Annotated in this window: 23 protein-coding genes; 6 read left to right on the top strand and 17 right to left on the bottom strand. The window is 67.9% G+C overall.

What is annotated here, in order from left to right:
* Positions 1 to 2: 2 nt before the first annotated feature.
* Positions 3 to 1,490, bottom strand: a complete 1,488-nt coding sequence (eccB, locus tag KV110_RS05135; protein WP_218473888.1) for a type VII secretion protein EccB — start codon at positions 1,488 to 1,490, stop codon at positions 3 to 5.
* A gap of 111 nt (positions 1,491 to 1,601) precedes the next feature.
* Here eccB and eccE point away from each other — a divergent pair, with 111 nt between their 5' ends.
* On the top strand, positions 1,602 to 3,254 hold the full coding sequence (gene eccE / locus KV110_RS05130) for a type VII secretion protein EccE (RefSeq protein WP_218473886.1): 1,653 nt from the start codon (positions 1,602 to 1,604) through the stop codon (positions 3,252 to 3,254).
* On the opposite strand, the gene KV110_RS05125 is transcribed toward eccE, so the two are convergent.
* The gene (locus tag KV110_RS05125) at positions 3,251 to 3,811 is read right to left on the bottom strand and encodes an NADPH-dependent FMN reductase (protein WP_218473884.1); all 561 of its coding nucleotides are present in this window, start codon (positions 3,809 to 3,811) and stop codon (positions 3,251 to 3,253) included. The genes eccE and KV110_RS05125 overlap by 4 nt on opposite strands.
* A gap of 38 nt (positions 3,812 to 3,849) precedes the next feature.
* On the opposite strand from KV110_RS05125, the gene KV110_RS05120 reads away from it, so the two are divergent.
* A complete protein-coding gene (locus KV110_RS05120) occupies positions 3,850 to 4,683 on the top strand; it encodes an NAD(P)H-binding protein (protein WP_218473882.1) in 834 nt (277 codons plus the stop codon).
* Positions 4,684 to 4,789: 106 nt separating this feature from the next.
* Positions 4,790 to 5,785 (top strand): GAF domain-containing protein, encoded by a 996-nt coding sequence (locus KV110_RS05115; RefSeq protein ID WP_218473880.1) that lies wholly within the window; start codon positions 4,790 to 4,792, stop codon positions 5,783 to 5,785.
* A 93-nt stretch (positions 5,786 to 5,878) separates the two neighbouring features.
* Here KV110_RS05115 and KV110_RS05110 read toward each other — a convergent pair whose 3' ends face one another.
* Both KV110_RS05110 and KV110_RS05105 read right to left on the bottom strand, forming a co-directional pair.
* Entirely contained in the window at positions 5,879 to 6,895 is a 1,017-nt protein-coding gene (locus tag KV110_RS05110) for an NAD-dependent epimerase/dehydratase family protein (RefSeq protein WP_218473878.1), read from the bottom strand.
* Positions 6,896 to 6,927: 32 nt separating this feature from the next.
* Complete coding sequence (locus tag KV110_RS05105) at positions 6,928 to 7,737, bottom strand: S-methyl-5'-thioadenosine phosphorylase (protein ID WP_218473877.1); 810 nt, start codon at positions 7,735 to 7,737, stop codon at positions 6,928 to 6,930.
* Positions 7,738 to 7,893: 156 nt separating this feature from the next.
* Between KV110_RS05105 and KV110_RS05100 the strand changes: the two genes are divergently transcribed.
* A complete protein-coding gene (locus KV110_RS05100) occupies positions 7,894 to 8,217 on the top strand; it encodes a metal-sensitive transcriptional regulator (protein ID WP_218473875.1) in 324 nt (107 codons plus the stop codon).
* 20 nt (positions 8,218 to 8,237) lie between these two features.
* Here KV110_RS05100 and KV110_RS05095 read toward each other — a convergent pair whose 3' ends face one another.
* The 5 genes from KV110_RS05095 to KV110_RS05075 all read right to left on the bottom strand — a co-directional run bounded on the left by KV110_RS05095 (position 8,238) and on the right by KV110_RS05075 (position 13,800).
* A complete protein-coding gene (locus KV110_RS05095; protein WP_218473873.1) occupies positions 8,238 to 9,152 on the bottom strand; it encodes a TAXI family TRAP transporter solute-binding subunit in 915 nt (304 codons plus the stop codon).
* A 65-nt stretch (positions 9,153 to 9,217) separates the two neighbouring features.
* Positions 9,218 to 10,648 (bottom strand): sensor histidine kinase, encoded by a 1,431-nt coding sequence (locus KV110_RS05090; protein WP_218473871.1) that lies wholly within the window; start codon positions 10,646 to 10,648, stop codon positions 9,218 to 9,220.
* A 13-nt stretch (positions 10,649 to 10,661) separates the two neighbouring features.
* Positions 10,662 to 11,321: a response regulator transcription factor gene (locus tag KV110_RS05085; RefSeq protein ID WP_218473869.1), complete on the bottom strand. Its 660-nt coding sequence runs from the start codon at positions 11,319 to 11,321 to the stop codon at positions 10,662 to 10,664.
* 46 nt (positions 11,322 to 11,367) lie between these two features.
* Entirely contained in the window at positions 11,368 to 12,846 is a 1,479-nt protein-coding gene (locus KV110_RS05080) for an MFS transporter (RefSeq protein WP_218473867.1), read from the bottom strand.
* Positions 12,847 to 12,966: 120 nt separating this feature from the next.
* The gene (locus KV110_RS05075; RefSeq protein ID WP_218473865.1) at positions 12,967 to 13,800 is read right to left on the bottom strand and encodes an LLM class F420-dependent oxidoreductase; all 834 of its coding nucleotides are present in this window, start codon (positions 13,798 to 13,800) and stop codon (positions 12,967 to 12,969) included.
* A gap of 170 nt (positions 13,801 to 13,970) precedes the next feature.
* Between KV110_RS05075 and KV110_RS05070 the strand changes: the two genes are divergently transcribed.
* On the top strand, positions 13,971 to 14,414 hold the full coding sequence (locus KV110_RS05070; protein ID WP_218478179.1) for an Hsp20/alpha crystallin family protein: 444 nt from the start codon (positions 13,971 to 13,973) through the stop codon (positions 14,412 to 14,414).
* A gap of 70 nt (positions 14,415 to 14,484) precedes the next feature.
* On the opposite strand, the gene truA is transcribed toward KV110_RS05070, so the two are convergent.
* The 8 genes from truA to infA form a co-directional block, all read right to left on the bottom strand.
* Positions 14,485 to 15,354 carry a tRNA pseudouridine(38-40) synthase TruA gene (truA, locus tag KV110_RS05065; protein ID WP_218478178.1) on the bottom strand — a complete coding sequence of 290 codons (870 nt, stop codon included), beginning with the start codon at positions 15,352 to 15,354 and terminating at the stop codon, positions 14,485 to 14,487.
* A gap of 98 nt (positions 15,355 to 15,452) precedes the next feature.
* Positions 15,453 to 15,992 (bottom strand): 50S ribosomal protein L17, encoded by a 540-nt coding sequence (gene rplQ, locus KV110_RS05060; protein ID WP_218473864.1) that lies wholly within the window; start codon positions 15,990 to 15,992, stop codon positions 15,453 to 15,455.
* Positions 15,993 to 16,041: 49 nt separating this feature from the next.
* The gene (locus tag KV110_RS05055) at positions 16,042 to 17,100 is read right to left on the bottom strand and encodes a DNA-directed RNA polymerase subunit alpha (RefSeq protein ID WP_014981770.1); all 1,059 of its coding nucleotides are present in this window, start codon (positions 17,098 to 17,100) and stop codon (positions 16,042 to 16,044) included.
* Between the two features lie 150 nt (positions 17,101 to 17,250).
* Positions 17,251 to 17,856 (bottom strand): 30S ribosomal protein S4, encoded by a 606-nt coding sequence (gene rpsD, locus KV110_RS05050; RefSeq protein WP_218473862.1) that lies wholly within the window; start codon positions 17,854 to 17,856, stop codon positions 17,251 to 17,253.
* Between the two features lie 20 nt (positions 17,857 to 17,876).
* Positions 17,877 to 18,290 carry a 30S ribosomal protein S11 gene (gene rpsK / locus KV110_RS05045; RefSeq protein WP_040731638.1) on the bottom strand — a complete coding sequence of 138 codons (414 nt, stop codon included), beginning with the start codon at positions 18,288 to 18,290 and terminating at the stop codon, positions 17,877 to 17,879.
* Positions 18,291 to 18,300: 10 nt separating this feature from the next.
* Complete coding sequence (gene rpsM, locus KV110_RS05040; protein ID WP_218473860.1) at positions 18,301 to 18,675, bottom strand: 30S ribosomal protein S13; 375 nt, start codon at positions 18,673 to 18,675, stop codon at positions 18,301 to 18,303.
* A 216-nt stretch (positions 18,676 to 18,891) separates the two neighbouring features.
* A complete protein-coding gene (gene rpmJ, locus KV110_RS05035) occupies positions 18,892 to 19,005 on the bottom strand; it encodes a 50S ribosomal protein L36 (RefSeq protein WP_011207363.1) in 114 nt (37 codons plus the stop codon).
* A 306-nt stretch (positions 19,006 to 19,311) separates the two neighbouring features.
* Positions 19,312 to 19,533, bottom strand: a complete 222-nt coding sequence (gene infA / locus KV110_RS05030; protein WP_003418601.1) for a translation initiation factor IF-1 — start codon at positions 19,531 to 19,533, stop codon at positions 19,312 to 19,314.
* A gap of 315 nt (positions 19,534 to 19,848) precedes the next feature.
* Between infA and KV110_RS42000 the strand changes: the two genes are divergently transcribed.
* On the top strand, positions 19,849 to 23,232 hold the full coding sequence (locus tag KV110_RS42000; RefSeq protein ID WP_246634351.1) for a MinD/ParA family ATP-binding protein: 3,384 nt from the start codon (positions 19,849 to 19,851) through the stop codon (positions 23,230 to 23,232).
* Positions 23,233 to 23,348: the final 116 nt, after the last annotated feature.

The following is a 23,348-nucleotide window of genomic DNA, read 5'->3' as shown; positions in this document are numbered from 1 at the left end:
GATTACTTCGCCGCCACTGGTTGTTTGGCGGGGTTCGGATCTGGCGCTATGCCGTCGTGGGCGACCATGGCTTCCTCGCGTCCCATGGTGGGCCCACCGGCGAGCAACCCGACGATGGGCCACGGGGCGGACTCGGGAGTGACGCCCGACTCCTTGTCCATGCCAAGGGCTTTCGCCGCTTCATCGTTCTTGATGCCGTAGCGGACGCCGGTATCGGAGACGTAGAACATGCTGTCCTTACGGCGGCTGTCCGGTTCGATGCCGGTTGTTTGGACGAAGGCGCCGGAGCCCGGTTTGAAGTAGACCGAGTCGACGTTGTCGCCCTTGCCGTCGGCCTGCGCGAGCGGAACCAGCTTGGCACTGCTCGGCATCGGCAGGTCGCTGGCGTCGATCACGGACAATTCCGCGCGCACGGCGACGTCGGAATTGCCTGCCGTCCCGGCGATCGGCTTCCACGACAAGCAACTCACCGGACGAGAGTTGGCCTGAACGATCGTCGGCGCGGTGACCGGATAGGAATCGACCTTCAATGTCTTCGTAGGCGGAGCTTGGTTCGCTTCGAAATCGCCGATCGTCGCGCCGTGGTCCGGATTTCGCTGCGAAGCGCGAATGATATCCGCGGTCAGCGGATTGACGGGCTGCAGTCCATCGCGCAGGATCACGAAATTGCGGTCGGCTTTGCCGGAACCCTGGACCACTGTGCCGATCTTCAGATTGTTGATCGAGTAATTGGGCGGTATCCCGCCCGGGTCATCGATCTTCGGCGGCACGATCGGAGTCACCTCGGGGATAGCGTTCAGCAGCCCCTCGCTGATCGGCCGCGGCGTCGCGCCACGGATATTCAACGGGCCGGTGACTTTCGGGTCGTTCATGTCCACCCGGGCGCGCGTGTTGTTCCACACCAGGTAAGCCGATTCCTTACCCTTCACCAGCAGCGCCTTGTCGTTGCCCATCGTCGACGCCTTGTCGCTGAGATCGAGGTCGCCGATCAATACGGAGGTAGTGCGATCATCGCTGCCGTCCGTTTTCAGCGAATCGCAGACGGTCCAGGTCCGCCCCTTGCCCGCCTTGTCGAAATTCAGCGCACCGGGCGCACCGGGAATGCCGATCAGTTGGCCGCGCGCTTTCTTGCCGAGTTCGGATTCCTTGACGATCGCGGGCTTCGACGCGTCACCCGCGGCCAGCCGGGCCGAGGCGAGGTTCAGCGTGGGATGGACAACGTCATCGAGCCGTACGTAGACGGCGCCGGATTCCTTACCGATCAGGATCTTGGCGCTGCCGATTTTGTCCTGCGGGCGCAGTAGCGCGAGAATGCCGCAGCCTGCGAGGACGACAAGGGCCAGCACCAGCCCGGCCGCGTAGGCACGTGACTGTGAGCGCATCGGGTCGTGCAGCATCCGCACATCCCGGCGGACCAGGGCATGCTCCATCCGACGAACCAGAAAGCGGTAGCCGCTCACCTGCCACCGAGTGGTGGGTTTTGAAGGCATTATTCCTCCCCCGAACAGTGCTCACGTTCGCGCAACACAGTACAGTTCCCGAGGACTCTTGTTCAGCTCGGCCACTATTATGGGCCGACACCGGGTACTTGGGGGACGACGATGGCGGAACCTGCCGGGGCGGGACCACGCCCGCTTCTTGGGCGAATCTCGCTGCAGAATCTGCTGATTGCGCAGGTCATCGGGTTTATCGCGGGGGTGGCCGCGTTACTCGCCGGATTGCAGGCACTGCCCGCGCTCGGCGTGGGCATCGTCGTCGCGCTGATTCCGCTGATCCCGATCGCCAAACGCACGGTACTCGACTGGATTGCCACCTGGTGGCGCTACCTCACCACACGGCATTACGAGATCGGCCAGACCGTCGACTACCGCGGCACCGACGGACGCTCGCTCGGACTGTACTGGGACGGCAGCCGGGTGGTCACCGTGGTCGAAGTACTCGCCGCGCCCGGCGGGCTGACCAGGATCGCCCGCAATACCGTGCACGCCTCCCATTTGCTTCCGCTGCCGGAACTGGCGAAGTGCCTGAACCAGCACGACATTCTGCTCAGCGGCATCGACATCATCAGCCACGGACACCGCAGCAGGTCCGGCACACCGGCGGGCAAGATCTACGAATCGCTGCTCGGGCCGCTGCCCGCCACCGCGCACCGCACCGTGTGGTTGGCGATCAGCTTCGACGCGGTCGCCTGCCCGGAGGCCGCGGCCAGGCGCGGCGGCGGTGCGGCGGGTGCCTCGCGCGCGGTGACCATCGCGACCCAGCGCATCATGCGTGCGCTCGAGGACGCCGACTGCAACGCCCGCATCCTCACCGCGCCGGAAATCCGCAAGGCGGTCCTGCAGATCACCAGCGGCTTCGATCCACGCACCCTCGAACATCGTTGGCGCTACGCCGAAGTCGGCAACAGCGTGAACATCGGCATGGCGGTGGACCCGAAGCGGCTCGGCTCGGACCTGCTCGCCCAGCTGTGGGTGGCTCCCTCGCGCGGCACCACGGTGGCGGTGCGATTGCGGCCGGGCAGCTCGGCGGAATCGGTGAGCATCGGCGCCGCCTGGCGACTGACCGCGCGGGAGCTGCCGGAACGAAGCAAACTCACCGGCATGGTTTCGATGAACGGGCGGCACCGCGACGGGCTGCTCGCACACCTGCCGCTCGCCGTTCCCGGCGTGGACTCCACCGTCCCGATGAGCGAGTACCCGATCGATGTGATCGACGCGCTGCACCTGCCCTCCTCCGGCTGTGGTCAGCTGATCGGCTCGGACGACGAGGGCAACGGCGTCGCGGTCCGCATCGTCGGCACCGGCATCTCGACCGTGTACGTGGCCGGAGAACTTTATCTCGCACAACAATTGGTGTTCCGTGCGCTGGCGGTCGGCGAACGAGTCCTGATCCGCACCGACCGGGCGCACGCCTGGGAGAACCTGGTCACCACCATCGGCAATCCCGAGCGACTGACCCTCGCCGTCGAAACCCACCAGTCCGATGCTGGTTTCACCGCGACCGTGGTGGACGGCGTCCTCGCCCCCGCCCCACACGCGGGCGTCACCACCATCTACGTCACCGGCGACCCGATGGGCTGGCCCGCAACCCGCCCCGACCTGTCCATCCACCAGCCCGCAGCCATCGGCAACCACGTCATCCTGCGCACCGGCACCGCCCAGGTCGACCTCACCCTCGTCTCCATCCCGCGCGAAGCCACCTACATCGGCCACCCCCGCGGCCGCCGCGGCGCCATGGCCGCAAGCCCCGGCTAGCCGGGGTAGGGGTCGGTGGCGCGCGCGGTGCGCAGCGTTCTTGCCCACCAGGCCAGCTGGCCGAGCATGCGGGCGGCGGCGTCGATGGCGGCGCCGTCTCGGGTTTCGCCTGCGGCGTCGAATTGCTTTTTGGCCTGGTGGAAGCTGACGGTTTCGCGGATCGAGACCATGTGGATCTCGGCCACCACCTGACGCAATTGCTCCACGGCGCGCAGGCCGCCGGAGAGGCCGCCGTAGGAGACGAAACCGATCGGCTTGGCGCGCCATTCGCGTTTGGCGGTGTCGAAGGCGGTCTTCAGCGCGGCGGGATACCCGTGGTTGTATTCGGAGGTGATCGCCACGAACGCGTCCGCCGCGGCCAATCGGGCTCGGTAGGCCGCTGCCTCCGGGGTCTCGGTGAGGTCGGTCGGTAGGTGGGTGTCGGCCAAATCTATGACGCCCGTGTCGAATTCACTATGCGCGCGTAATGTGCGCAGGAACCAGTCGGCGACCACCGGAGCGAACCGCTCCGGACGCACACTGGCCACAATGACCTCGAGCCGCAACTGAGTGTCCACCGAGTGAGCATAATGCGGGTCGGTCCGAAGGAGATGAAATGATCTTGGTAACCGGCGCTACCGGCAATATCGGCGGCGAACTGGTGACAACGCTGAGCGAGGCGGGCGAGCAGGTGCGCGCGCTGGTGCGCGACCCATCGACGGCCACGCTGCCCGCCGGTGTCGAAGCGGTGACCGGCGATCTGAACCGACCGGAGACCATGGCCGACGCCCTCGACGGCGCACACGCACTGTTCCTGCTGCCGGGCTACGACAACCAGGCCGATCTGCTGGATCGCGCGAAAAAGGCCGGGGTACAACGGGTTGCGCTGCTGTCGAGCGCCTCGGCGGCACTGCGGAACCTGGACAACGCCGTATCCCGCTACATGACCCTGTCCGAGCGGGCGGTACGCGAATCCGAACTGGCGTGGACGTTCCTGCGGCCGCGATCGTTCATGTCGAACGCGCTGCGCTGGCTCCCCCAGCTCGCCGTCGGCGACGTGGTGCGGGTGCAGTTCCCCGATGTCCGGGTCGGCGCGATCGATCCCGCCGATATCGCCGCCGTCGCCGCGAAGGCACTCACCGACGGCGACCTCGACGGCCGGATCCTCGAACTGACCGGCCCGCAGGCGCTGCTGCCCGCCGACCAGATCGCCGTCCTCGCCGCGATATCGGACCGGCCGCTGGTCGCCGAGGGACTCACCACCGAGGAGACCAAGGCCGAGCTCGCAGCAACCATGCCGCAGCACTACGTCGACGCCTTTCTGAGCTTTTTCGCCGACGGCACGCTGGACGAGGCGACGCTGTACCCGACCGTGCGAGAGGTCACCGGCCGCGCTCCGCGCACCTTCGAGCAGTGGGCGCGGGCGCACGCCGCCGCCTTCGCCCGCTGATCAGGTAAGCAGGACCCCTTTCCCAGCCACACAGCCGGGTCAGGCACGATATGCACTGGCTATCAGCCTGACCGTGGCATAGTGTTCGACTCGGGGAGGGGGATTTGTGATACTCGGACGCTGGCTGCTGATCGAGACGCTCGGTCACGTCGACACCTGGTCACTGCTCGCGGTCGGAACGGCGCCGCGGGAGTGGAAGTCGTTCCAGCGCGCGGTCTCCCCGCGGTTGCAGCCGCTCGTCGCCGCGGCCTACACCAGCGGCTCGATCATCGACCAAGAGCTGCCGCAGTCCCGGCACAACTGGTCGGGCCAGCGCATCCTGGCGGTGCCGCTACGCGGTCCGGACAACCGTGTGCACGCCGTCCGCCTCTGGGTCGGCACCGGTGCACCGCCGCCGCCGGTCGGCGTCGCCACGTTCGCCGTCGACGCCCGCGCCCGACGGATCGAGGCACTCCCGCACGACCTCGGGCCGCATTTCGAACACGAGCGCATCGTGTGGATCGGCGCGGAATCGTTCGAGCTGATCGAACGATTCGACGGCGCCCTCGATCTCGTCGCCACCCTGGCCAGATCCGCGCCCGGCGACCGGTGGCTCGACACGGCGACGGTGCGCGCCCGCACCGGTCCGCGCACGCTGCTGCTGGCCGCCCGCAACCCCGATGAGAACCGATATCGGTGGCTCGGCCTGGCCGTCGATGTCACCGAGAGCGTTGCGCCCCAACGTAAATCGTTCGAGGCGGCGACGCTGGACCTACTGCGCGGCGCACAGCCCAACCTCTATCTCGCCATCGTCGACCTCGCCCAGGTGCGGCTGATCCGCTGGGTCACCGAACCCGTGCCCGGACTGCGCTGGGGCCGCGGCACCGACGAGCGCACCGTGCCGCATCCGACCGACCGGGACCGAATCATCGCTGCCCGCAACGACCTTCGATCCGGTACCGAGCGCGTGACGCTGACCGGAGTACGGCTGGCCACCGACGCGGGCGACTGGCTCGTCGCCGACCTGGAGGCCTCACCGCTGCCCGGCGGGACCACCGGCGCGCCGACACCCGAATTCGCCTTGGTCCAACTGGATATCGTCGAGCGTCCGCACGCCGGTTGACTCCGACTACGGCCCGATCCCGAAAGGCGAACCGCGTTCGACTCGCACCCGATCAGGGTTACGCCGCAAAGGCGACCTCCAGCCGAGGTCGCCTCAGCCGCCCGCCGTGACCTGCGCCGGACTCGGAGCGACCTCGGCCAGCCCCTGGGCGGGCGGCACCGTCGCGGTGAAACCCAGTGTCCGCCTGGCACGTTCGGTATCGGCGACAAAATGCCGCACATCGCCGATCCGGTACTGCCCGGTGACCACCGGCGCGTGACCACCGCGCGCCTTGGCCATGATCGAGGCGACCTCCCACAACGTGATCGGCCGTCCGGAGCCGATATTCAGCGGAACGAAACCCGGCAGCGCCCGCTCGATCGCCGCGAGCACGGCCGCCGCGGCATCGCGCACATGCACGAAATCCCGCACCTGCCCGCCGTCTTCGAAGACGTGCGGAGCTCGTCCCTCGTCCAGCGCGGCGCGCACCTGTCCCACCATGCCCGCTCGCGCGCCTACGCCGTAGACCTGGTGCATCCGCAGCGCGGTCACCGCGCCACCGACGTGCAAACCCCAAGCGAAGGCATAGTTTTCCTGCGCTACCTTGCTCGCGCCGTAGCTTCCGCGCGGGCGCAGCGGCGCGTCCTCACCGACCGGTTCCCAGGTCAGCACCTCGCCGGTGCGCGGAGCCCGATGATCGAACATGCCGCGATCCAGATCCGCCCGCCTGCGCAGCCCGGGAAAGAACGGCCCACCGCGCACGCTGCGATAACGACCTTCGCCGTACACGGTGATCGACGACGCGAGCACCAGGCGACGCACCTTGGCCCGCTCCATCGCGCCGAGCAGCGCCGCGGTGCCCAGATCGTTGTGTGTCGCGAAGTCGGCCGGGCCCGCACCCGTGGTGACCGCGGCGAGATGACAGACGACGTCGATACCCGCCAGCAGCGGCTCGACGGCGTCGGCGTCCCGCACGTCCACCCGTGCAACGCCCGCAGGCGGCTCCGCGTCCGCACCGTGCACAGCGTCGAGCATCAGATCGAGCCCGACCACCTCGTGTCCCGCGGCAGCCACGGCCTTGCTCACGTGTGTTCCGAGAAAACCGGCCGCGCCGGTGACCAGCACTCTCATTCACCGCACCCTTGTTCGGCACCCCGCATGGGTCAGGGTAGCTCGAAAGGCAGCGACACTCCGGTATGGACGCGGCACCGATCGCAGGTGTCGGTCTCGGTGACCGCGGCCACCGAGCGGCGGATCAGCTCCTTGAACGGCGCCAGGTTGCGTTTGAACTCGGCGAAGACGTCGATCGCGTGCACGCCGGCACCCTCCTCCAGGCCCGCGTCCAGGTCGGTCACCAAAGCGACTGCGGCGTAGCACATCTCGAGCTCCCTGGCGAGCACGGCCTCGGGGTGCCCGGTCATGTTCACCAGGTCCCAGCCCTGCCCGGCGAACCAGCGGCTCTCGGCCCTGGTGGAGAACCGCGGACCCTGCACGACGACCATCGTGCCCGCGCCCTTCATCGGCAGCGCGTCGTTCGCGGACTTGATCGTGGCGGTGCGCAGGTCGTCGCAGTACGGGTCGGCGAACGAAACGTGCACGCCACCGCCGTCGAAGTAGGTCTGCGGGCGTCCGGAGGTGCGATCCACCAGTTGGTCCGGCACCGCAACGGTGCCGGGGCCCCAGTCTCCGCGCAGGCTGCCCACCGCGCACGGCGCGAACACCCGGCGCACCCCCAGTGACCGCAGCGCCCACAGGTTGGCCCGGTACGGCAGGGTGTGCGGGGCGAACTCGTGGCTCTTGCCGTGCCGCGGCACGAAGGCGACCGGACGGCCCTCGACCTCACCGACCGCGATCGGCGCACTCGGCGCACCGTAGGGAGTCTCCACCTCGACGTGCGTCGCCTCGTTGTCGAAGAAATCGTAGAAGCCGCTGCCGCCGATGACGGCAAGCGCGGGCCTGGCATGCGAACTCATGCACCAATTCTCCCGTCCCGCCGCCCCTGATGATCAACGGGTACCGAAACTCCCGGCGATCAGGCGCTGAACTGACAAGTCCGCGGGAAAACTGTACCCTAGGGGGGTATAAATTCCGGTCCGCCCGCAGACCGGCAGCCAGCGAGGAGACACCCGGTGACACCCACTGCCCATGACCACGCCGCGCACGATCATGCCGCGCACGGCTATATCACCGCAAAGGACGACTACCTCAAGCGCCTTCGCCGCATCGAGGGTCAGGCGCGCGGGCTGCAGCGGATGGTGGAGGAAGAGAAGTACTGCATCGACATCCTCACCCAGGTCTCCGCGATGACCAAGGCCCTGCAGGCGGTGGCGATGGGATTGCTCGAAGACCACATCAGCCATTGCGTGGTGGACGCCGCGGTAGCGGGCGGGCCCGAGGCCGAAGCCAAGATCAAAGAGGCCACCGACGCCATCGCCCGCCTGGTCCGCTCCTGATCGCCCGTAAAAGAGGGCGGCTAGCCGTGCCAGCGGCGGTAGACGTCGGCGGCGCCTGGATGCAGCGGGACCGGAGCGGTGCCGATGAGCGAGCGGCCGTCCAGGAATTGGGTGCCCGCGGCCTCGGTGGGTACCAGCGAATCGGCTTTGTAGACCAATAGTTCGACGATCGATGCGGCGGTCTCCGGTGGCATGGATGCGGCGGCGAGCAGGAGATTCGCCACGCCGATGGTGTGTACGGCGACGCCACCGGGATAGGCGTCGGCCGGGATCTCCACCCGGTCGTACACCGGACCGAACCGCTCCCGCATGGGCACGGCCAGCTCACCCATATCCACCAGCCGCATGCGCTGGGGCACCTCGAGCACGCTGGTCGGCACGCCACCGGCCCAGAGCAGCGCGTCCGCCGCACCGGACAACAACGCCGCCACCGCCTCGCGTAGCGGCCGATGCGAAATCTCCACGTCTTGTTCAGGAACAAGCCCGGCCACCCGCAGGATCCGGTAGCCGGTCACCGCGGCCCCGGAACCGGCGGCGCCCAAGTTCACTCGGGTCCCCCGCAACTCCGCGACACTCCCGATGCGACTGTCCGAACGCACCACGAGTTGCAAGTAGTTCTCGTACACCCGGCCGAGCGCGAGCACCCGATCGGTCGTATCACCCACCGAATCCGACAGTGCCAGCGCCGCGTCTACCTCGCCGTGCGCCAGCATCGCCAGATTCTCCTGCGACCCCGACGTCGTCACCCGCTCGATCCGCACATCCCCCGTCTTCGCCGCGGCGGCCGACAGCAGTCCCGCGAATGCGTGGTAGAAACCGCCGACCTCCCCCGAGGCCAGCCGCACCAGCGGCCCGCCCCCACTCGGTCCGCACCCGGCGAGACCCGCCGCAGCCGCCATCCCGGTCAGCGCGAGGAACCCCCGCCGTCCCATCATCGCCACCTCCGACCGACCCGAGGCGGCGCCGACTACCCCCCGCCTCGACCAGCTCCACCGATCCGTCATCCGCGCACCGCCGCGGGCAGCCGGATCCGGACGGCAAGGCCGTGCGGGTGGATCGGTTCGACGGTGAGCGTGCCGCCGCGGGCTTGCGCGAGGGCGGCGGCAATGGGCAGGCCGAGACCGGAGCCGCCGCTGACGGCGGTCGAGCCGCGGAAGAACCGGGTGGTGAGACGATCGATCTCGTCGGCGCGCACGCCGGTGCCGTTGTCCTGGACGGTGACGGTGACCCAGTCCGGCTCGGCGGTCACGGTGACCACGGTCCGCGCGCCGGACCCGGCGTAGCGGGACGAATTGCTCAGCGGCACATCCAGTATCTGCGCGAGCACATCGGCCGAGACGGCGACGTCGGCGTGCGCGGTCGACGGCGTGATGCGCAATTCCTGCCCCGCCGACTCGTAGGCCGAGCACCACGCGTCATAGCGGTCGGCAACCACTTGAACTGCGTCGCAGTGGTTCTCGGCCTCGGCTAGGCGCGCCGCGTCGAAGGCGGCGGGGGTTTCGGCGACGGCGAGGGTGAGCAGGCCGTCCAGCAGCGCGGTCAACCGTTCGACTTCGGCGCTGGCGCCACGGAAGGTGTTGGCCGCGCTGCCCGGTATCGCGGGCTCCAGCGAGTCGAGCCGAATCGTCAAAGCTGCCAGCGGGTTCCGCATAGCGTGCGCGGTGTCGGCGACGAGCTGCCGTTGCGCGTCCACCGAATCGGCGACGGCAACGGCCATCGCGTCGAAAGATTCCGCGACCGCCCGCATTTCGGGTGGACCACCGTGCCGCCGCGCGATCGACGCGGGATGCTTCGCGGTCACCGGCTCGGCGCGCGGCTTGGGCAGTGTCGCGGTGAGATCGGCGACCGCGTGCGAGAGGGCCGCGAGCGGCCGCAGCACCCAGCGGCTCAACGTCAGTGCGAGCAAGGTGAACAGCGCCATCGCTATCGCGCCGCCGAGCACGATCAACGCCCAGGTCCGCGCGATGTCGGCGCGCGCACGGGCGGTCGATGCCTGGATCACCACCGCGCCGTTGACCTGCACACCGGTGCCGACCGGCCGCGCGATGAGCATGGTCGACGCACCCCACGGTGTCAGCTGCCGCACCGCCTGCGGACGCTGATTGCGCCGCGCCGCGGCCACCGCGCCACGGATACCCGGATCAGCGAGGCTCGCACCGCCATTGGCGGTTGTCGCTCCCTTGGCGTCGACCACGAGCACGTCCTCGCCGTAGAGCTCGTGATAGCGGACCACCTCGTCGGACAGCGCGCGACTGTCTCCGGTCGCCGAAGCCGCGGCGGCGAGATTCGCGAACCGATCCGCATCGCCGGACCGGTCGAGCACCAGCTGCTGGGTCCGGCTCGTCGCGACCGTCAGCGACAGCGGAACCGCGAACGCAAGGACCGCGATCGCGGCGAAAACGGTCAGCGCGATGAGTAGGCGGCGCCGCATGGCACGTCCCTGGTCACTGCCCCCACCGGTACCCGTATCCGCGAATAGTCGTGATCAGTCCCGGCCGCTTCAGCTTGGCGCGCAACCCGGTCATGTGCACGTCCAGCGATCGTGACACCGCGACGAACGCGTCGCCCCAGATCCGGTCCATCAGCTGCTGGCGGCTCACCGCGGCGCCCGGCCGCTCGACCAGCGCCTCTACCAATTCGAATTCCTTCTGCGTCAACGTGATCGGCTCGCCGCCCACCTCGACCACGCGTGCCTGTAGATCCACCCGCACGTCTCCGGTTTCCACCACCGCCTGCGCGGGTTGCGCCGCGGCGGCCGCGCGCCGGGTGACGGTCTCCAGCCGGGCCATCAATTCCGCGATGCGGGGCGGTTTCACCAGATAGTCGTCGGCGCCACCGCGCAATCCCCGGACGATCGAACGCTCGTCGCTGCGGGCGGTCAAGATGAGTACCGGCACCTGACTCACTTCGCGCAACTGCCGAAGCACGTGCAGCCCGTCGCCGTCGGGCAAGCCGAGATCGAGGATCACCGCGTCGTAACCACGGTGCGACGTAAGGAGATCCGCGCCGCGTCGTTTGCGCTCCGCTCGGTAGCCCCGAGCGTTGAGCGCCTCCACCAGCGCGTCGCCAACGCCGTCGTCATCTTCGACCACCGCAAGCCGCACGCGCCGATCCTCCCATAACGGGTGGATCGGCGCGTGTGCCGGGCTATCAGTCACGCACAGTGGCCAACGGACGGTCCGGCTCGGCCACCCCGGCGTCGACCCCAGTATCGGCGTCGGAGGCGGCGGAGAGCTCGGCTTCGATGGTCGACGAAGTCGAGGTCTCCCGCATGAAGAAGTACGTGGTCAGCGAGATGGCGATACACCCGGCGACGTACCAGAAGTACACCGATTCGTGGCCTGCCTTCTTCAGTGCCAGCGCGATCGTTTCCGCGGTGCCGCCGAAGATGGCGACGGTCAGCGCGTAGGGCAGCCCGACGCCGAGCGCGCGGATCTTGGTCGGGAACAGCTCGGCCTTCACGATGGCGTTGATCGAGGTGTAGCCGGTGATGATGACCAGCGCACTCATCATCAGTGCCCACGCGGCGATCGGGTTCTTGGTGTTACCGAGGACCGTCATGATCGGCACGGTCAGCAGCGTGCCCGCGACACCGAAGAAGATGAGCAGCTTGCGCCGCCCGATCCGGTCGGACAACGCACCCGCCAGCGGCTGGAAGATCACGAACACCAGCAGCGCGACGAAGTTGATCCAGGCGACGGTGCCCTTGGAGATGCCGGAGGTGTTGATCATGAACTTCTGCATGTAGGTCGTGTAGGTGTAGAACGCGACCGTTCCACCCAGCGTCAGACCCATCACCAGCAGGCATTCCCGCGGGTACTGCAGCAGCATCCGCAGCGAACCACGGGCGGGCGGCGGCTTGGGCTCGCCCCGCTTCGCGGCGGCGGCTTCGGCGGCCTTGTCCTTGCCGAGCTGGTGCGCGTGTTCGGAAATCCCGTCGCCGATGAAGACGCGGTTTTCCGGGTCCGCGGCTGCGGCCTTGAACTGCTCCGACTCGTCCATGCTGCGCCGCAGCCACATCACGACAAGCGCGCCACCCGCACCGATCACGAACGGAATGCGCCAGCCCCAGTTGTTCATTTCCGCACTGGTGAGGAACTGCTGCAGGACGATCTGCACGCCGAGTGCGACGAGCTGACCCGCGACCAGGGTCACGTACTGGAAGCTCGAGTAGAACCCGCGCTTGCCGGTGGAGGCCACCTCGGACAAATACGTTGCGCTGGTGGCATATTCGCCACCGACCGAGAGTCCTTGCAGCAGCCGGGCCAGCAACAGCAGGATCGGTGCCGCGATGCCGATCGTCTGATAGCCGGGGGTAACGGCGATCAGCAGCGAGCCACCGGCCATCACCGTCACCGACAGGGTCAGCGCGGAACGACGCCCGTACTTGTCGGCGTAGCGGCCGAGCATCCAGCCGCCGATCGGGCGCATGAGGAAGCCGACCGCGAAAACCGCTGCGGTGGACAGCAACTGCGCGGTCGGGTCATCGGCGGGAAAGAACGTTTTCGCGAAGTAAACGCTGAAAGCGGCATAGACATACCAGTCGTACCACTCGACGAGGTTACCGATGGATCCGCGAAGCACGTTCGCGACGACCCGGCGCTCACTCGCGGGCTGTGTCGTAGTCACAAGATCTCCTTCTTCGACGCGTCAGCGCGTCAGCTGAGATCGAGTGTGTCTGTAGTCACAAGCCCGACGGAACCGTCGGAGACCCTTTCTAACGTTCCCTTAGGACGATGCTTCCCGGCTTCAGCCGCGGAGGTTCAGCAGCGGGGCCAGGATGCGCAGATCGGCAAGGTAGTCGTCGCCGAGAGCCTGGACCGCCACGTGGTTGCCACCAGCGTCCAGGTGCGCGGTGAGCTGTGCGGCGACCTGCTCGGGCGTGCCGTGCGCGACGACGGCGTCGAGGACCCGGTCGCTGGCGGGCAGGGCGAGTTCGTCGTCGGTGAAGCCGAGCCTGCGCAGGTTCGACACGTAGTTCGTCAGACCAAGGTAGAACCCGGCCTTGTCCGCCGCGACCGAACGCGCTTGCCGCGCATCGTCGTTCAGCACGACCTTGTGTTCGGTCGCGAGCAACGCGTCCGGTCCGACCGTCGCGCGGGCCTGCGCGGTGTGCGTGGCGGGCACGAAATAGGGCAGCGCACCGGCGGACCGCGCCGCGGCCAGCTCCAGTACCCGGGGACCGAGCGCGGCCACCGCCCGGCGCGCCACCGGAACCTGCGCGGCGTCCAACTCGTCCAGGTACTCGACGAGGGCGTCGTAGGGCTTGCGGTACGCGCCGGTGTGCTCCGGATGGCCCGCGCCGATCCCGAGCAGGAAACGCCCCGGGAATCGCGCCTCGATCCGGTGGAACGATTCCGCGACCTCCTTGACGGGCGCGGCCCAGATGTTCACGATGCTGGTCGCCACCGTGATGGACTCGGTCGCCTCGAGCAACGGCTCGACGGTCGACAGATCCGCGGGCGGCGAGGCGCCGAGCCATAGCGCGCCGTAGCCCAATTCCTCCAACTCGCGTGCGTCCTGCGGGCTGAACCCGAAGTACTCCCGCCATACACCGAACCGTCCGAGCGCATCGAATGTCATGACACTGCGAACCTTCGTGCGGCGACCGGTATTCCGGGCGAAGTCACGGCGGAAAATCCGCCCGAAGGTATTAGCACTCTCGACCCGAGAGTGCTAAATTTGTTGGTGCACAGCTACCGGCGCCTACCGCGGTGGCAGGCGTCGCCACTAGTGAAATGGAGGTGATTGCTGTGCTGAGGTTCGATCCATTCCATGACATCGACACCGTCGCGCGCCAGCTGCTCGGCGAAGCCGTTGGATCCGCACGCGCGCCGCGATTCATGCCCATGGATCTGTTCAAGGCGGGTGACCACTACGTGCTCAACGCCGACCTCCCCGGGGTCGATCCCGGCTCGGTCGACGTCAGCGTCGACAACGGCACCCTGACACTGCGCGCGCAGCGCAGCGCGCCCAGCGAGGAAGGCGTCCAATGGATTGCCTCCGAGCGCTTCAGCGGCAACTACCTGCGCCAGGTGAGCCTCGGTGACAACGTCGACGCCGAAAAGATCAGCGCCGCATACAACAACGGCGTGCTGTCCGTGACGATCCCGATCGCCGAACGGGCCAAGCCGCGCCGCATCGAAATCTCCGGTGGATCATCCCAGAAGACGATCGAAGCCGGATCATCCAACTGAAGCGATCGCTCCCGCGCTGCACCCGACCGCGTGTCGGACAGCGCGGGAGCACTTCGCCGAGAACGAGAGTTCAGCCTCCGCAACATCCTTCGCCGACCGGCACGGTACGCACTTCCCTGGTCTGCGCATTACGAGCAGCAAGGTCCGCGTCGGCCGGATAGTCGACGGCGATCAGGCTCAAACCGTGCGCGGGGGCCACGGTGACCGAGCTGGAGCGTTCGGTGTCGTTCAGCAGGCTGCCGACCCACTCCGGGGTGCGTCGGCCCTCCCCCACGGCCAGGACGGCACCGACCAAGCTGCGGACCATGGACCAGCAGAAAGCGTCCGCGCTGACATAGGCGGTGAGCAGATCACCATCGCGCTCCCAGTCGAAACGCTGGAGTTCGCGCACGGTCGTCGCGCCCTCCCTGCGACGACAAAAGGCCGCGAAGTTGTGCAAGCCCAACAGCTTTCGCGATGCCGCGCGCATAGCGTCGATATCGACGTCGTGGCGGCAGGCGACGATGCTGCGCGCCTGCAACGGCTCGGCACCGTAGCGGGCGGTGGTCAGCCGGTACACATAGTGACGGCGAATCGCCGAGAAGCGGGCGTCGAATTCGGGCGGAGCGACGCGAACGTCCTTGATCCGCACATCCTTCGGCAAGAAGCGCGCCATCCGATGCACTACCTTGCCCGCGTCGACCTCGGCAGCCGTATCGAAGTGGGCGACTTGCCCTTCGGCATGCACGCCCGCGTCGGTGCGGCCCGCGACGGTCAGCTGAACCGGTTCGCGGAACACCTTGCTCAGCGAGTCCTCCAGCACGCCCTGCACGGTGCGCAACCCGGGCTGGCGCGCCCATCCGGTGAAATCCGTTCCGTCGTAACTGATGTCGAGCCGGACCCGGACCGACGCGCGGGCGGGCGCGGACGCCGCCGCAGCCGTCTGCTCAGCTGAACCCACCGAATCCTCCACCGTCACAACCCATCTCCTGGTCAACGAACAAACCCGCCGACCCGCATAGCGGGCGGCGGGCTCGTTCACGAACTCCGACGCGAACGTCAGGCCTTGGCTTCGTCGGCCTTTTCGTCGGCAGCCGGGGCCTCGACCTCGGCGGTCTCGGCAACGGCCTCGTCAGCGGAGCCTTCCGGCGCCTCTGCCTCGACAACCTCGGCGGCGGGGGCCTCTTCGGTCTTCTTGGACGCGGCAACACGGCGAGCGCGATCGGCCTCGTTGGTCACGGTCTTCTCGCGAACCAGCTCGATGATCGCCATCGGCGCGTTGTCACCCTTGCGGGGCAGCGTCTTGGTGATGCGGGTGTAGCCACCTTCGCGACCCTCGAACGAGGGGCCGATCGTGGCGAAAAGCTCGTGCACGACGTCCTTGTTACGGATCACCTTGAGCACCTCGCGACGGTCGGCAAGGGTGCCGCCCTTCGCCTTGGTGACCAGCTTCTCCGCGTAGGGGCGCAGCGCCTTGGCCTTGGCCTCGGTGGTCGAAATACGACCGTGCTCGAAGAGCGCCGTCGCCAGATTGGCGAAGATCGCCTTCTGGTGCGACGCCGACCCGCCGAAGCGAGCACCCTTCTTGGGCTTGGGCATTGTTTGTTCTCCTTGTGTGAGGCCGTGCCGGGGTGCCTACCCCAGCGGCCTAGAGCTGTTCGGTCTCGGCGTAGTCCTGCTCGCCACCGTCGGTGTCACTGAACGTGCCGCTGTCGCTCCACGTACCAGTGCTCGCGTCGTAACCCACCACAGAAGAAGGATCGAACGACGCCGGGCTGTCCTTCAGCGAGAGGCCGAGCGCGTGCAGCTTGACCTTCACCTCGTCGATGGACTTCTGGCCGAAGTTGCGGATGTCCAGCAGGTCCGACTCGGTGCGGGCGACGAGCTCGCCCACGGTGTGCACACCCTCGCGCTTGAGGCAGTTGTAGGACCGGACGGTGAGGTCCAGGTCCTCGATCGGCAGACCGAACGAGGCGATGTGGTCCGCCTCGGCCGGCGAAGGGCCGATCTCGATGCCTTCGGCTTCGACGTTCAGCTCACGGGCCAGGCCGAAGAGCTCGACCAGGGTCTTGCCCGCCGAGGCGAGCGCGTCCCGCGCGCTGATGGAGTTCTTGGTCTCCACGTCCAGGATGAGACGGTCGAAGTCGGTGCGCTGCTCGACACGGGTGGCCTCGACCTTGTAGGTCACCTTGAGCACCGGCGAGTAGATCGAATCCACCGGGATCCGGCCGATTTCCGCGCCGGACGCCTTGTTCTGCACGGCCGGGACGTAGCCGCGACCGCGCTCGACGACGAGCTCGATCTCCAGCTTGCCCTTGTCGTTCAGGGTGGCGATGTGCATGTCCGGGTTGTGCACCACGACGCCGGTCGGCGGCACGATGTCACCAGCGGTGACGGTGCCGGGGCCCTGCTTGCGCACGTACATCGTGACCGGCTCGTCCTCCTCCGAGGACACGACCAGACCCTTGAGGTTCAGGATGATGTCGGTGACATCTTCCTTCACGCCGGGGACGGTGGTGAACTCGTGCAGCACGCCGTCGATACGAATGCTCGTGACCGCGGCCCCCGGGATCGAGGACAGCAGGGTACGCCGGAGCGAGTTGCCCAGGGTGTAACCGAAGCCCGGCTCGAGCGGTTCGATGGTGAACTTCGACCGGTTCTCGGCGACGACCTCTTCGGTCAGCGTCGGACGCTGTGAAATCAGCATTTAGGATCATCCTCCTGTTTGGGCGCCCGCTATTTGACGCCTCGTTTAAGGGGTTGTGCATGATCGCCCGGTTCGGGGCGATCACGCACCAGTAGCAGCGTTGAGCTGTGCGCGATTCCGTCCCGGGTAACCAGGACGGCACGCCGCGCGTTACTTCGAGTAGTACTCGACGATCAGCTGTTCCTGCAGTGGCACATCGATCTGAGCGCGTTCCGGCTGCTGGTGCACCAGGATCCGGAGACGGCCGGGGATGACCTGCAGCCAGCCGGGGACCGGACGGTCGCCGACGGTCTCGCGCGCCACCTGGAACGGCAGCGTGCTCAGCGACTTCTCCTTGACATCGATGATGTCGTACTGGGTCACCTGGAAGCTCGGAACGTTGACGCTCCGGTTGTTCACCAGGAAGTGGCCGTGGCTGACCAGCTGGCGAGCCTGGCGACGGGTACGCGCGAGACCCGCGCGGTACACGACGTTGTCCAGACGGCACTCCAGCAGGCGAAGCAGGTTGTCACCGGTCTTGCCCTTGAGGCGGTTGGCCTCTTCGTAGTACCGGCGGAACTGCTTCTCCATGACGCCGTAGGAGAAGCGAGCCTTCTGCTTCTCCTGCAGCTGGAGCAGGTACTCGCTCTCCTTGATCCGCGCGCGGCCGTGCTGGCCGGGCGGGTAGGGGCGACGTTCGAACGCCTGGTCACCGCCGACGAGGTCGACGCGCAGACGACGCGACTTGCGGGTGATGGGGCCTGTATAACGAGCCATTTTTCGCTATTCCTTTCCCGCTAGACTCGACGCCGCTTGGGCGGACGGCAGCCGTTGTGCGGCTGCGGGGTGACATCGGAGATCGTGCCCACTTCCAGGCCTGCGGCCTGCAGCGAACGGATCGCGGTCTCGCGGCCCGAACCCGGGCCCTTGACGAACACGTCGACCTTCTTGACGCCGTTCTCCTGCGCCTTGCGGGCAGCGTTCTCGGCGGCGAGCTGCGCGGCGAACGGGGTCGACTTGCGCGAACCCTTGAAGCCGACGTGGCCCGACGACGCCCAGGAGATGACGTTGCCGGCCGGGTCGGTGATCGACACGATGGTGTTGTTGAACGTGCTCTTGATGTGTGCGTGGCCGTGCGGGACGTTCTTCTTTTCCCGGCGACGCGACTTCTGGGTCTTCTTGGGGCCGGAGGCCCTGGACTTCGGAGGCATCGGTTATCCCCTACTTCTTCTTGCCGGCGACGGTGCGCTTCGGGCCCTTGCGGGTGCGCGCGTTGGTCTTGGTGCGCTGACCACGCACGGGCAGCCCACGACGGTGGCGCAGACCCTGGTAGCAGCCGATCTCGATCTTGCGACGGATGTCGGCCTGCACCTCGCGGCGCAGGTCACCTTCGACCTTGAGCTCGGGCGAGCTCTCGATGTAGTCACGCAGCTGCGTCACCTGATCGTCGCTGAGGTCCTTGCTGCGCAGGTCCGGGCTGATGCCGGTGGCCGCGAGGATCTCCTTGGAGCGGGTACGGCCGACGCCGTAGATGTAGGTCAGCGCGATCTCCATGCGCTTTTCGCGCGGGAGATCAACGCCCATGAGACGTGCCATGTGGCAGGTTCCTTAACTGTGGCGGAGGTCTGCTCCCTGTCCGTCCCCTCGTCTTGGTGGGGCACCGGCCTCCGTACCGGTGGTAGGCACACACGCCCCCGGGCGAACCCGGAATTTCCGCAGCGTGCGGCTGGAGCTGGGAGTTCTTCTTTATTTGTGGCCAAGCCGATCAGTGATCGGTGCCCGGCTGGTGATCGTGGGGTCGCCCCCGCTTGATCAGCCCTGGCGCTGCTTGTGGCGCAGGTTGTCGCAGATCACCATGACCCGACCGTGACGGCGGATCACCTTGCACTTCTCGCAGATCTTCTTGACGCTCGGCTGAACCTTCACGTCCGTCCAATCTTGTTGTGGTTCACACGGGTGTGAACACAGTTTTTCCCCAGCCGATTCGCTGGGGAAGTCTGTTGTGCCGCTCTGTCGAGCGACGGTCCTTCGGTCCCGCCCTCACGGGCGAGTGTCGCTCTCGCGAGCGACGGCTCTTCGGTCTCGCCCCAAGGGGCGAGATTCCGCCCTAACGATCCCCGTGCGGGGGTCCGGGGGCGAAGCCCGCCGGGCGGGGTGTGGGGGTTGCACCCCCACAAAACACCAAGTAGTCGCATCGGCTCGCGCTCTCCGCGAGCAGAGATATCCCAGCGACTACTTGTAGCGGTAAACGATCCGGCCGCGCGACAGGTCGTAGGGAGACAGCTCGACGACCACACGGTCCTCGGGGAGGATACGAATGTAGTGCTGCCGCATCTTCCCGCTGATGTGCGCGAGAACCTTGTGACCGTTCTCGAGCTCGATCCGGAACATCGCATTGGGCAGCGGCTCGACAACTCGACCCTCGACCTCGATGGCCCCGTCTTTCTTCGCCATGTCCTCCGCGATCCCGGTTACGCTCAACCTGGTTTGTTTGGCTTGTTTCTGCTTACATGGACCAGTCGGTCGAACCTGACCGATGACACGCAAACAGTCGGCGCATAGGTGCACCGCCGCTCCAGCTTACCGGTAGCCTCCGGTTCCGGCAAAAATGCCCCCTGTCAGCAGCGGCCGCCGGTACTCTTTTCGCGCCGATCAGAGCAGGAAATTCGGACCCGCGACCCCCTGGCCTCCTGCCCCGCTGCGGTCTCCGGACGTCGCGTAAACTGACCGCTGTCCAGGTATGAGGGTCGAGCAGAGCTAGGGGGATGCGTGAGCCGTAATAATGACGGCCTCCCCATGCTGCCGCCGTGGCTATCGGAGAGCGAAGTCACACAGGTCGGCTACGAAGCGCCGGTACAGAACCTTCCTCCTGACGAACTGATCGAAGAAGGGCCGAGTCGCAGACGCGGTCGATTCAAGAACCGGGCAGCAGCCGAAGGCGAACGCTCCGAAGCGGCGAGCGCACGCCCGGAGAAGCGCCGCAAAGGCTGGCGCCGCGACAAGAACGACGAGCAGCCCGCCGCGGAGCAGCAGCCGAACCAGGTCGGTCGCGCACCCGAATCCGCCACCCGCGGGCCGGAAGTGCCGCAGCGGGAACCGGAACTTCGCGCGCCGCAGCCGGATCCGCGCGCACCTCGAGCCCCGCAACCCGATTCCCCGGACAACGGCGCGTGGCGGCAGCCAGGCCCCGAATCGCCCGCCCCACCGAGCCAGGACGACGCGTGGCAGGCCGGGCCACCGCAGCGTGCCGAAGGACCGGCCCTCGGTCTGCCCACCCGGAACCCAGGCCCGCCGCCCCCGGCATTCCAACCGCTGGGCAGGCGAGCCGATGCCGAAGCGCCGGTGTCGAACGATGCGACCGTGCGCCACCAAGCCGCCAGGCCGGATCTACCACCACCGCCCGCGATTCCGGAGGCACCGCCGTCCGCGTCCACCGGCATGCCTGCCGCTCCGGCCGAGCGTTCGGCGCCTGCCGCGCCCGAGCCCGACGGCCCGCCGCCGTGGCTGGCCGGACCAAGGCCCGAACAAGGGACGGCCGCTCCGGCAGACTCGCCCCGTCGGCCGCCATTGCCCGAACCCCCGGCGCCACAGGGGAACCCGCCGGGCGGACGATCGGCAATGCCGCCCGCCGAGGCTGCTCCGTCGGCCCGGCTCGACGAGCCGACGGCACCGCCGCGCGGTGTGGACGGTCCGCCGCCCTGGCTGGCCCCCTCCGACCTCGGGGCAGCCCGTAGCGCACCGGAGCAGGCCGAACGGCCCAGCAGGCGCGGACCGGAACTTCCGCCTCCCCCAGGCGAATTCGCCGCACCTAGTGGTCAGACGGCGACCGAGGCCGGATCCGACGAACCGGCAGACACCGGACCGACCGACGCCGGACCAGTTGGCGCACCTACCGGCGAGGCACCGAGCACGCCGGATTCGCAGACAAGCGGAGCCGGATCGGCTGACCCACGCCGCACGCCCGCACCTGGCGACGCACCAACTCCCGAGGATGTGCCAGGCCAGAGCCGCACACCGAGCGGCGATATCTCCGCGACGGCCGACCACCCCGGCACGGCAACCCCGGAACACGGGATCGCGCCGCAGAACCGAGATCGCGTGCCGGGTGCCGAGCAGTCCGGTGCGGAACACGGTTCCGGCACAACGACACCCGGTCTGCCGCCGCAGCGGCAACCGAGCCCGGGACCCGCCGATGGTTCGGCACCTGCGGGTCCGACGGCGCCGGAGCACGGACAGCGGCCGCCCGGCGGCGCGCAAACGCCGAGCACGGCGGGCTCGCCGGTATCCGGGCCACTCGGTGCGCCGCAAACGGATCGACCGCACGATCCCGCCGCCACACCACAGGCACCCGCGGCCGAGTACCCGGGTCCGAACGGGACGGGCGGGCCGCGACTTCCCGGCTGGCAGGCGGAAACCGAGCAGCCCGACCCTGTTCGACAGGCACCCGGCTGGGTGACTTCATCGGGCGCGAGCACCGGTCCGGCCAGGCCGGTCACCGGACGGCACCGGCTACCCGCCGACACCGCGACGCAGCCGGGACCTGAAGGGCAACCGAAGCCGCCGACCGAGCAGCAACACACCCCTGTCGGACCGGTCCAACAGGGCGGACCCGCCGGTGGACAGGCGCCGGGCCCCGAGCAACCACGACCGCAAGCACCCGGCGAGCAATGGCGCGCTCCGGCCGCCCAGGCGCCAACAGGGGAATTCACCGGCCACACACCGCCGGTCAGCCGACAGGCACCGGTCAGTGCTCCGCCTGGACCGCAGGCACCGGGCGAGCAATGGCGCCATACCGCGCCGACAAGCGAAACCCCGGGCCCGGCAGCACCATTCGCCGGTGGCCAAGCGCCGGGCAGCGAGCATTCCGGACCGCAGGCACCCCAGCAATGGCGCAGTACCCCGCCGGTAAGCGAAACCGAGGGACAGGCAGCACCATTCGCCGGTGGACAGGCGCCGAGTAACGAGCAGATCGGGCCGCCGCGACCGGGCGAGCCGTGGCACAACCCGGTTGGACCGGCATCCGCTGGCCACACACCGCCGTTCGCCGGTGGGCAGGCACCAGGTAGTGAACAGCACGGGCCGCAGGGACCCGGCGGTTTCGTGGGTGGCCAGGCACCGGGACCGCAGGCCGGGCAGTGGGGCCAGCCGCAGGGCCGTCCGCAGCATCCTGGAACACCCGGTGTACCACCGCAGTACCCGCCGGGTGTGCAGTATCAGCAAGGACCGCCGCCGTCACTGGACGATGTGCCGATGCGGCGAGCCAAGAAGTCGCCGGGCAGTGGTTGGCGCAAGGCCGTGCACCACGTGTCGGGTGGCGCGATCAATCCGGGGCTGTCCGCCGAGGAGCGGCGGCTGCAGGAGTTGGTCGCCCGGATCAGGCAACCGGTGCGCGGCGACTACCGGATCGCGGTGCTCTCGCTGAAGGGTGGCGTCGGAAAGACCACCACGACAATGGGTATCGGGTCGATCTTCGCGTCGATCCGCGGTGACCGGGTGATCGCCGTTGACGCCAACCCCGACTTCGGCACGCTGTCCCAGCGGGTGCCGTTGCAGACCAGGTCCACCGTGCGCGACCTGCTGCTCGATCCGTCGATCCAGCGCTACTCGGACGTGCGCAGGCACACCTCGCAAGCCACCAGCCGACTGGAAGTGCTTGCCAGCGAACGCGATCCGGCTGCCTCGGAGGCGTTCAGCGAGGACGAGTACCGCGCGGTGGCGCGCATCTTGCAGCGGTTCTACAACATCATCCTCACCGACTGCGGCACCGGACTCATGCACTCGGCGATGTCGGGCGTGCTCGATCTGGCCCACTCGCTGGTGCTGATCTCCTCCCCCGCGATCGACGGCGCCCGCAGCGCCGCAGCGACTTTGGACTGGCTGTCGCTGCACGGACACGACCACCTGGTGCGCAACGCGGTAGTGGTGATCAACTCACCACGCGCGGGTTCCCCCAATGTCGGCATCCTGCAACTGCGGGAGTACTTCCTGTCCCGCTGCCGCGCCGTGCACATCATTCCTTTCGACACGCACATGTCCGAGGGCGCCGAAATCGACCTGCACCGCCTGCACAAGCAGACCAAGCGCGCCTACGTCGAACTCGCCGCCACCATCGCCGACGATTTCGCCACCGACCACCGCCGCTACCACCCCTGAAACACCCCGCGTCACACCGTCACGTGACACGGGCGGATGGGGTCTTCGAGGCGTACTCACAGAGCGTCCATACGCTTCACAGGGACTACAGCGTCTGTGAAACGTATGGACCGTCT

It is taken from the genome of Nocardia iowensis (assembly GCF_019222765.1).
Taxonomy (GTDB): Bacteria; Actinomycetota; Actinomycetes; order Mycobacteriales; family Mycobacteriaceae; genus Nocardia; species Nocardia iowensis.
The sequence above is the reverse complement of the archived record's forward strand: the minus strand, read 5'-3'. Positions and strand labels throughout refer to the sequence as shown.